The following is an 8,227-nucleotide window of genomic DNA, read 5'->3' on the forward strand; positions in this document are numbered from 1 at the left end:
TAAGCATTGTTTTATCTTGGTTCGAGCAAAAAGCAATTGTGGTGTTATTAACGTTATTCGCTTTAGGCATTAAAGGTATTTATACCGGTCCTACTGCTCCTGCGTTCTTAACTGACAACTTGATTAAAGCGCTACAAGATAACTTTGATATGCGCAGTGTTGGTGACGCTGAAACTGATTTAGTGACTATGTTAGCTGGTAAATAGCACTCGCTGATCAATGCGGTGATAAGCCGCATTGGTTAAAGACGTTCGACACGCCGTAAACCCATTCATGGGGATTATTTCTAGAACAGAGGTTGGCATCCATGCCAACAACAGTCGACTTACTTTAATCAATGCTCATGATTTTAGAGCTGCATTCGTCTTAGAAATACAATCACCATTAATAATTACAGCCATAGGTGCAATTCATGTCTTCTTCAAAAACGCCTTCATCGACGCTTACCCCCCCTGCACTTAAGCCCCTTAAATTAAACAGTTCAGGTCTGGGTAAAGCAGCTAAACCTACTACCTCTAAACCAGGAACTTCCAAACTAACGCCCCCTAAGCTTAACTTTGCGCTTAGTGGTAGTAAGCCGACAGGTTCTTCAAAGCTTGCAACACCAAAACTGAGTTTTTCACTTGGTGGCGAAGCTACAAAACCAGTTCTTAAAACAGATGTAAAACCAACCACATGGTCACCTGCAACCACGTCACTAGTACTGGTTAAGCGTGAATTAGAAACCCATGACTCATTAAGCTTTACCTTTGCCGCTGCAGACCAAACTTTATTTGATTTTAAACCGGGTCAATTCGTGACATTAGCGGTAGATATCGACGATAAAACCCATTATCGCGCCTATTCAATTAGCTCAGTGCCACAGCAAAAACAATTACGGTTAACCATTAAGCGTGTACCTGACGGTTTAGTATCGAACTGGTTAGCAGATAACTTAGCTATCGGCGATAACTTATCGGCATTAAACATCGCAGGTCAATTCAATAGCAGCGATTGCCAACACAAAGCAAAACTACTTTTGGTTAGTGCTGGTTGTGGTATCACGCCTGTCATGTCGATTGCCAAAACATTGTTAGCACAAGACAGCGATGCAGACATTGAGTTCTTACATTGCGCCCGAGACAAAGACAACGTTATCTTCCATGCTGAGATGCAAACGTTAATCGCTCAACACAGCAACTTCAAAGTGCAATTATTACTGGAAAACAGTGACGCTTTTGCTAGCTTCAGTAGTGAGAAAAACAGCACTGCTTTAGCACATCAAACAGGCATGGTGAGTAAAGACGTTATTCAGCAGTTATATTCAGATTTACAAGATCGCACTATCTTCCTATGTGGTCCTGTTGGCTTTATGAAAGCAGTAGAGAATATCGCCCAAGAAAGTGATTTTGACATGGCGAACTTCTTCCAAGAAAGCTTTACCCCAGCAGCAGACAACAAACAGCAAGATGACCTTTCACTAGATGCATCAAAAGTATCAGCTGCATCAACAGCCAGTGTGATGCTGTACGTACCCGACTTTGCACTAGAAAAAGAAGTTGCACAAGGTTCATCACTATTAGAGTTACTAGAGAACAATGGTGTGCCAATTATCGGAGCTTGCCGCGCGGGTGTTTGCGGATCATGTAAGTGTAAAGTCACTAGCGGTGAAGTGAAGTCCACCAGCAGTGAAACGCTGACCGCAGCAGAAATTGAACAAGGGTTTGTATTAGCCTGTTCAAGTACAGTTGAAGGAGATGTCACTGTCGCACTCAGCTAGTAAAGCTAATGAGTGAGATAACATAATACCCCTTATTTACAGGGTCAGTAAGCATCGAGGTATCGTGAAGTGGCAGGCTTTATCGATAGCTCGATTTTATGTGTTTCCCTATCTATTCCTCAATCTAGTCAACCAGATTAACTCTGCTACTCTTAATAAGATACATCGTAGAGGATAAACTCAATGAATTATAAACATATATTAGTTGCTGTCGATTTAACTAACCCCAGTGAAATAGTGATGGCTAAAGCGACCTCATTAGCAAGAGAGGCGAATGCTAAGCTTTCACTTATTTATGTTAGTGCGCATCATTTGAAAGTGTCGGGTCCGGGGGACATCCCGTGGTTAGCGTCGCATGACATCGAAGATACAGACACTGACGAAAAAGAGAAGGAGCAATACCAAACAGAGCTCAGCGCATTAGCCGAACAGCTTGATTACCCCGTTGAAAAAACGCTGGTTTTAATGGGTGACTTGGAAGTGAAATTAACAACAGCGATCCATCAATTAGGTGCTGATCTATTAGTGTGTGGACACCATCATGATTTATGGAGTCGTTTATTATCTTCAATACGAAAAATTGCCAACACCGTCGACACTGATTTATTAATTGTTTATCTTGAAAAATAATAAGATAGCCTATTCTCTACGCAGCCTGATATTAAGTAACTTAAGACCTCACAAGCATCGAGTTAAAAAACGCATTTCGCGGCTATTAAGTCGATGTTGTGTTATACGATTGCATGCAAGTATAAAATATCGGCGCTAGTGAACTCAGTGATAGGTTAGCTTTTTTTATTAAATCGGTAGCTTTGGATCTTGGTTTCTTGGCCATCAACAATTGCGTAAGTATCTAAAAACCATACTTTGCTACCTGCAAAACCGAGCTGTAAGTGAAAGTCTTGCCCTGCGACACTGTTGTCAAACAACGCATCACTGTTTGTCGGATAGAAGTTATAACGATTTAAAGCAGGTTGGTACTCCCCTGAAAAATGCACTTCCTGATTATTTTGTTCATTATGGATCACTGCACTGTAGCCATCCGTTGGATTGTACGAAAATTTGGTTGTTAAACTGATATCTACTGCTTCACCATCTAGTTCAACTTGATTGATAGTAACTTGCGCTTTTGTCGTTTTGACTAATTGACCACTTGCATTAGCAGTCGCTTTAGCAGGTTTATCGGCATAACTACCAGAAATAGCGACATCCCAATCCCCCATAAAGTTGTTTAATTCTTCCCAACTATCAGCTTTGCTATCTGCATTCGAACCATTTTGATTACCAACATTTGCAATAGCGTCATCTCGGCTACTACTACGCTTATTATTACGATTTTCTTCTAAATCGACTGTAGCTCCAGCAACACCACCAGCCACACCACCTGCGACAGCACCTTTAGCCGCAAGACCGGCATCACCAGTCAGTGCGCCGAGTGTTAAACCCAATAAGGCACCACCCACAGCGCCTGTTTTAGCCGCTGCGTGTTTGTCATCCTGATCAATTGAAGAGCATCCTGTTACAGTTAGTGATAATGCTACAACCAAACCAGTTAATTTTAGTGGTGAATTTTTCATAATAATAACCTTCTTAATAAACTTTAAAACAAGTCATCCAGTTGATGAACCGTTTTGATGAGGCGATTATTATGCAAAAACGTAAATAGAAATAGTGAGGCATGCTTATAGTTTACATAAGCCAGCTTTATAGTAAGACATTACTCATTGTTTATTATGATAAAGACGATATGCGAGGGCATCTAAAATCGTGCTATCGATATGCTAAATAGTTTGCCTAAATTAAATTTTAGGTCAACTCAGGCTAACATGATGGCGATGTTGATATGACTTTGGACTCAGACCGTAAAAGCGTTTGAAGATACGACTGAAATGACTGCTGCTAATAAACCCCAGTTCAAAACTCACTTGGGTGATCTGCATCCCCGTTTTAATCAATTCAGCTGCTTTCTTCAAGCGTTGTTGCTGCTGAAAAGCCAAAGGCGTACAACCAAAGTGTGCTTTAAACTGATTGAAGAACTTGGTTCTGCACATACACGCAATACGGCACAACTGGTCTATCTCAATACTTTCATTTAAGTGCTGTTGAATAAACTCAACCGCCATGGTTAAGCCACTGTGATCGGGTTGCTGCTGGCAAAACGACATCATAAAGTCACGACTTTGCTGGCGTAACAAACGTACCGTCAATTCAGATACCGCTAAATTAATCATGTAACTACGATCGGGATCATCATCCGCGTATAACTCTGTCATGCGCTGTAACAATGCCTGCGTCTGGGCATTATGATGGGTATGTAATAGCTGCTGTTGATATTGCATTGGACCAAATTCACTGTGCTTTTCAGCTTGAGCATTAAGGTTATCAGCTATTTTAGCTATACGGTCGGTGGATATTTCAATCGCTAGACAGCGAGTTGGCGCGGCTAAACTGGCTATGGGAAAGTCAATTTCAACGCTTTGACTTGGCGCTAATACAAAGGATTCATGGGGTACAAAATCACTGTCATAATTCGAGTCCTGACTATGCATCACTTTTTTACCGCTGATCATGGCGCAAAACAACGGATTATCTGACTTCAACTCCACCCGCTTAGCTTTTTGAAAAGTATCATAAATACTTAATTGAGACTCAGGCCCGTCATAACTGGTTTTATTTTCAATCATCACCTCAGGCTGAAATTCAGGATCTCGATTGGATTCTCGACTAGACAATATCTGCATCACACACTTCCTTGTTATGGACTGACAGTCAATTTTTGCGAACTCCCAGCGCAGTTTATGACACGTCGTCATGATAACGTGTCTCACTCGCACAAAACAATAACTAAAGGAAAGAGTTATGATCTATGCAGCACCTGGAACTAAAGATGCACTTATTAATTTTAAACCTCGCTACCAAAATTTCATTGGCGGTCAATGGGTAGAGCCTCAAAACGGCTGCTACTTTGACAACATCAGTCCAATCAACGGCGAAGTCATCTGTCAGATTCCACGTTCAAACTACCTAGACATCGAACTTGCATTGGACGCAGCGCATAAAGCCAAAGATGCGTGGGGCTCAGCTTCAGTAACTGTTCGCTCTAATACCCTACTGAAAATAGCCGACCGTTTAGAACAAAACTTAACCCAACTCGCTATCGCCGAAACGTGGGATAACGGTAAAGCCATTCGTGAAACACTGGCTGCTGACATTCCTTTAGCGGTTGACCACTTCCGCTATTTTGCGGGTTGTTTACGCGCTCAAGAAGGCAGCATTGGGGATCTCGATGAAAATACTGTTTCATATCATTTTCATGAACCGCTCGGTGTTGTTGGCCAAATAATTCCGTGGAACTTCCCTATTTTAATGGCTGCATGGAAACTAGCACCGGCATTGGCTGCTGGTAACTGCGTGATCTTAAAACCTGCTGAACAAACACCTGCCTCTATCTTGGTATTGATGGAATTAATTGAAGACCTATTACCTGCAGGTGTACTGAATATCGTCAATGGTTACGGCGCTGAAGCGGGTCAAGCTCTGGCTAGTAGCACACGTATTGCTAAGATTGCCTTTACTGGTTCAACGCCTGTTGGTTCGCATATTCTAAAATGCGCGGCTGAAAACATTATTCCATCAACCGTCGAACTCGGTGGCAAATCACCAAACATCTTCTTCCCCGATATTATGAACCATGAAGATGCTTATCTGAGTAAATGTATCGAGGGCGTGGTATTAGCCTATTTCAATCAGGGCGAAGTATGTACTTGTCCATCGCGCTTGTTAGTACATGAAGATATCTATGAGCAGTTTATGGCTAAGATCATCGAGCGTACTCAACAGATCAAACGTGGTAATCCACTCGATACCGAAACCATGGTTGGCGCGCAAGCATCGAAAGAACAATTTGAGAAGATCTTAAAATACATCGAGATTGGTAAAGAAGAAGGCGCTGAACTGCTTATCGGTGGCGAGATTGAAGAAGTGCATACCGATCATGAAGACGGCTTCTATATCCAGCCGACCCTGTTTAAAGGCACCAATAAAATGCGTATCTTCCAAGAAGAGATTTTTGGCCCAGTGATCGCAGTAACGACCTTCAAAACTGAAGCAGAAGCATTAGAGATAGCCAATGATTCTGAATTTGGTTTAGGTGCTGGTGTTTGGAGTCGCGACATGAATGTAGCTTACCGTATGGGTCGTAAGATCCAAGCAGGTCGCGTATGGACAAACTGTTACCACATGTACCCTGCCCACGCAGCATTTGGCGGTTATAAGAAATCAGGTGTTGGTCGTGAAACCCATAAAGTGGCGTTAGAGCATTATCAGCAGACTAAAAACTTACTGGTTAGCTATGACGTTAACCCGCTTGGTTTCTTTTAATTTAACCTTCTAATTCTAGTTTATTCCATTAGCAGCTTAACGGTTATTTCATTATCGCATTATCGCATTATCGTTAAGTTGCTGAGTTAGATCTTTGTTTCCGTCTTTATGTATTTTTAATCCAAACAAAGATAATTAAAAATAAACAAACCTCATGTCTTATAACTAGCAAGAGTGATCTAAATTGCTAACCATTATCACTTAACCTCTTCATATGAGTGTATCAAGTAATCAAACCCAACCCAGAACAGAGTAAGACTTTTATTGAAACTCCCCCTTTCTTTAGAGTTACATTGATCCTTTTTCAATATTCATTCGTATAGATTCATTAAGAATTATGAGTAGGTAGGGAAACCAACGTACTTAGATATCACGCTATGGCAGGCGTCGATGGTTATACCTGTTGGTTACTTACAATTTTCTTCAATAAAATTGAAAATTTGCAGTCGATAAACCCATTGCTAAAAGATGAGGCGTTAATGAATATTTTCATTTTAGATAATGACATTCAAAAGTGTGCACAATACCACTGTGATCAACATGTGGTGAAAATGATCTTAGAAAGTGTACAACTACTCTGTACTGCATTAAATAAAAAAGGCTTCATAACTCCTTACAAGTCGACGCATTCAAATCACCCTTCAGTATTATGGGTTGAAGAGTCTTATGACAATTTTTTGTGGCTTAAACAATTAACGTTGGCACTCAATAATGAATATAAATATCGATACAATAAAGAAGTAGATCACAAATCAATAGCAACGCTAAATGAAATTAGTCACTATTCATTTCCGGCCATTGGTCTAACCGCTTTTCCTCAAGCGATGCCAGACAAATATAAAGTTGATAGCGATGCCGTCAGTGCCTACAGAAATTTCTATATCGGGGATAAATCCAAATTTGCAAAGTGGACTAAACGTGTGGCGCCAAATTGGTTTATCGAAGGGTTATAAGCGCTTCTGATCCTACATTTAAAAGCAAACTCCCCCTCAGTCCTCAGTCCTTAACCCCCACCCACACATAATAACTTGCATTTTCTCACCAACTAATAGATCATTTGTATAGTCAATTAAGCTTAATTGATTACTTCATTGTACTGCTATTAAAATTAGACGTTATCAAGGTTAGACACTATGAACAGTTCGCCGCGCTATATTCAGATCCAAGACTTCATTCTTGAAAAAATCAATACGCACGTCTGGCTGCCTGGTAGCAAGATCCCAACAGAGCTAGAGTTAACCAAGCAGTTTAACGTCAGCCGGATGACAGTGAATAAAGCCATACGCGATCTAGTCAACCAAGGTCTATTAGAAAGAACGCCGCGTCTAGGGACGTTTGTATGCCAGAAAAAGGTCGAGTCATCCCTGAGTGATATTCGTAATATTGCCGATGAGATCCGTCAGCGTGGTAAAACCTACAGCAATAAAATACTGCGTCAGGTGACAATACCTGCAGATGATGAAATAGCGATGCGCTTGGGTGTTAAAATAGACACGCCTATTTTCTTTAGTGAAATCATACATTACGAAGACGATATCGCATTACAGTTAGAAGTGCGTTGGGTCAACCCACAGTTTGCACCAGAGTACATCACGCAAGATTTCAGCCTAGCGACACCCAATGAATACTTAACCAAAAACTGCCCATTAAGTTCGGTTGAACATACTGTAGAAGCTGTCATGCCAAGCATCTCTATCCAACAGCACTTGAATTTAACAGCACTGCAACCATGCTTGTTACTCAATCGTCGCACCTGGAGCAAGCAAGATCTGATTAGTGTCGCCCTGCTTTATCATCCAGCAGATAGATACAAACTAAGTCTAAAAGCTGAAATATAGCACTGCATATTATTCGCCAAATTAAATTATTCCGCTAAACTATTACCTACTCTTACGCTAAACTATTACATCTCTCTTACGCTAAATAGTGTGTCGGTTTAATATCGACATACATCATAAAAAACCATTCTAAAATTAACAAAACCACAACTAGATCACAACAAGTCTATTTAGAACTTGCGCTGCATCCTTAAATTGTCTATTTAATTGTATATACATTTAAACCTGCATTTTTAATAAAGGTTTATAA

7 protein-coding genes and 1 pseudogene are annotated in these 8,227 nt (G+C 40.7%); 6 read left to right on the forward strand and 2 right to left on the reverse strand.

Annotation, left to right across the window (positions count from 1 at the left end):
* The 3 genes and pseudogenes from QNK26_RS03340 to QNK26_RS03350 all read left to right on the forward strand — a co-directional run.
* Nucleotides 1–206 (forward strand): annotated as a pseudogene (locus QNK26_RS03340) (hydroxylamine reductase); the annotation flags it as partial.
* A gap of 206 nt (nt 207–412) precedes the next feature.
* Entirely contained in the window at nt 413–1,759 is a 1,347-nt protein-coding gene (locus QNK26_RS03345; protein ID WP_319220847.1) for a hybrid-cluster NAD(P)-dependent oxidoreductase, read from the forward strand.
* Between the two features lie 183 nt (nt 1,760–1,942).
* Entirely contained in the window at nt 1,943–2,389 is a 447-nt protein-coding gene (locus QNK26_RS03350; protein WP_319220848.1) for a universal stress protein, read from the forward strand.
* 155 nt (nt 2,390–2,544) lie between these two features.
* Here the strand turns inward: QNK26_RS03350 and QNK26_RS03355 are convergent, their stop codons facing one another.
* Both QNK26_RS03355 and QNK26_RS03360 read right to left on the reverse strand, forming a co-directional pair.
* Nucleotides 2,545–3,336: a hypothetical protein gene (locus tag QNK26_RS03355; RefSeq protein WP_319220849.1), complete on the reverse strand. Its 792-nt coding sequence runs from the start codon at nt 3,334–3,336 to the stop codon at nt 2,545–2,547.
* 234 nt (nt 3,337–3,570) lie between these two features.
* Nucleotides 3,571–4,500, reverse strand: a complete 930-nt coding sequence (locus tag QNK26_RS03360) for an AraC family transcriptional regulator (protein ID WP_319220850.1) — start codon at nt 4,498–4,500, stop codon at nt 3,571–3,573.
* Nucleotides 4,501–4,618: 118 nt separating this feature from the next.
* On the opposite strand from QNK26_RS03360, the gene QNK26_RS03365 reads away from it, so the two are divergent.
* From QNK26_RS03365 to hutC, 3 genes are all read left to right on the forward strand, one after another.
* Complete coding sequence (locus tag QNK26_RS03365; protein WP_319220851.1) at nt 4,619–6,139, forward strand: aldehyde dehydrogenase family protein; 1,521 nt, start codon at nt 4,619–4,621, stop codon at nt 6,137–6,139.
* 479 nt (nt 6,140–6,618) lie between these two features.
* A complete protein-coding gene (locus QNK26_RS03370) occupies nt 6,619–7,092 on the forward strand; it encodes a pyrimidine dimer DNA glycosylase/endonuclease V (protein WP_319220852.1) in 474 nt (157 codons plus the stop codon).
* Between the two features lie 180 nt (nt 7,093–7,272).
* Nucleotides 7,273–7,977, forward strand: coding sequence for a histidine utilization repressor (hutC, locus tag QNK26_RS03375; protein ID WP_319220853.1), 705 nt, complete (start codon nt 7,273–7,275; stop codon nt 7,975–7,977).
* Nucleotides 7,978–8,227 lie beyond the last annotated feature (250 nt).

The sequence above is a fragment of the Moritella sp. genome, from assembly GCF_033791185.1.
Classification (GTDB): domain Bacteria; phylum Pseudomonadota; class Gammaproteobacteria; order Enterobacterales; family Moritellaceae; genus Moritella.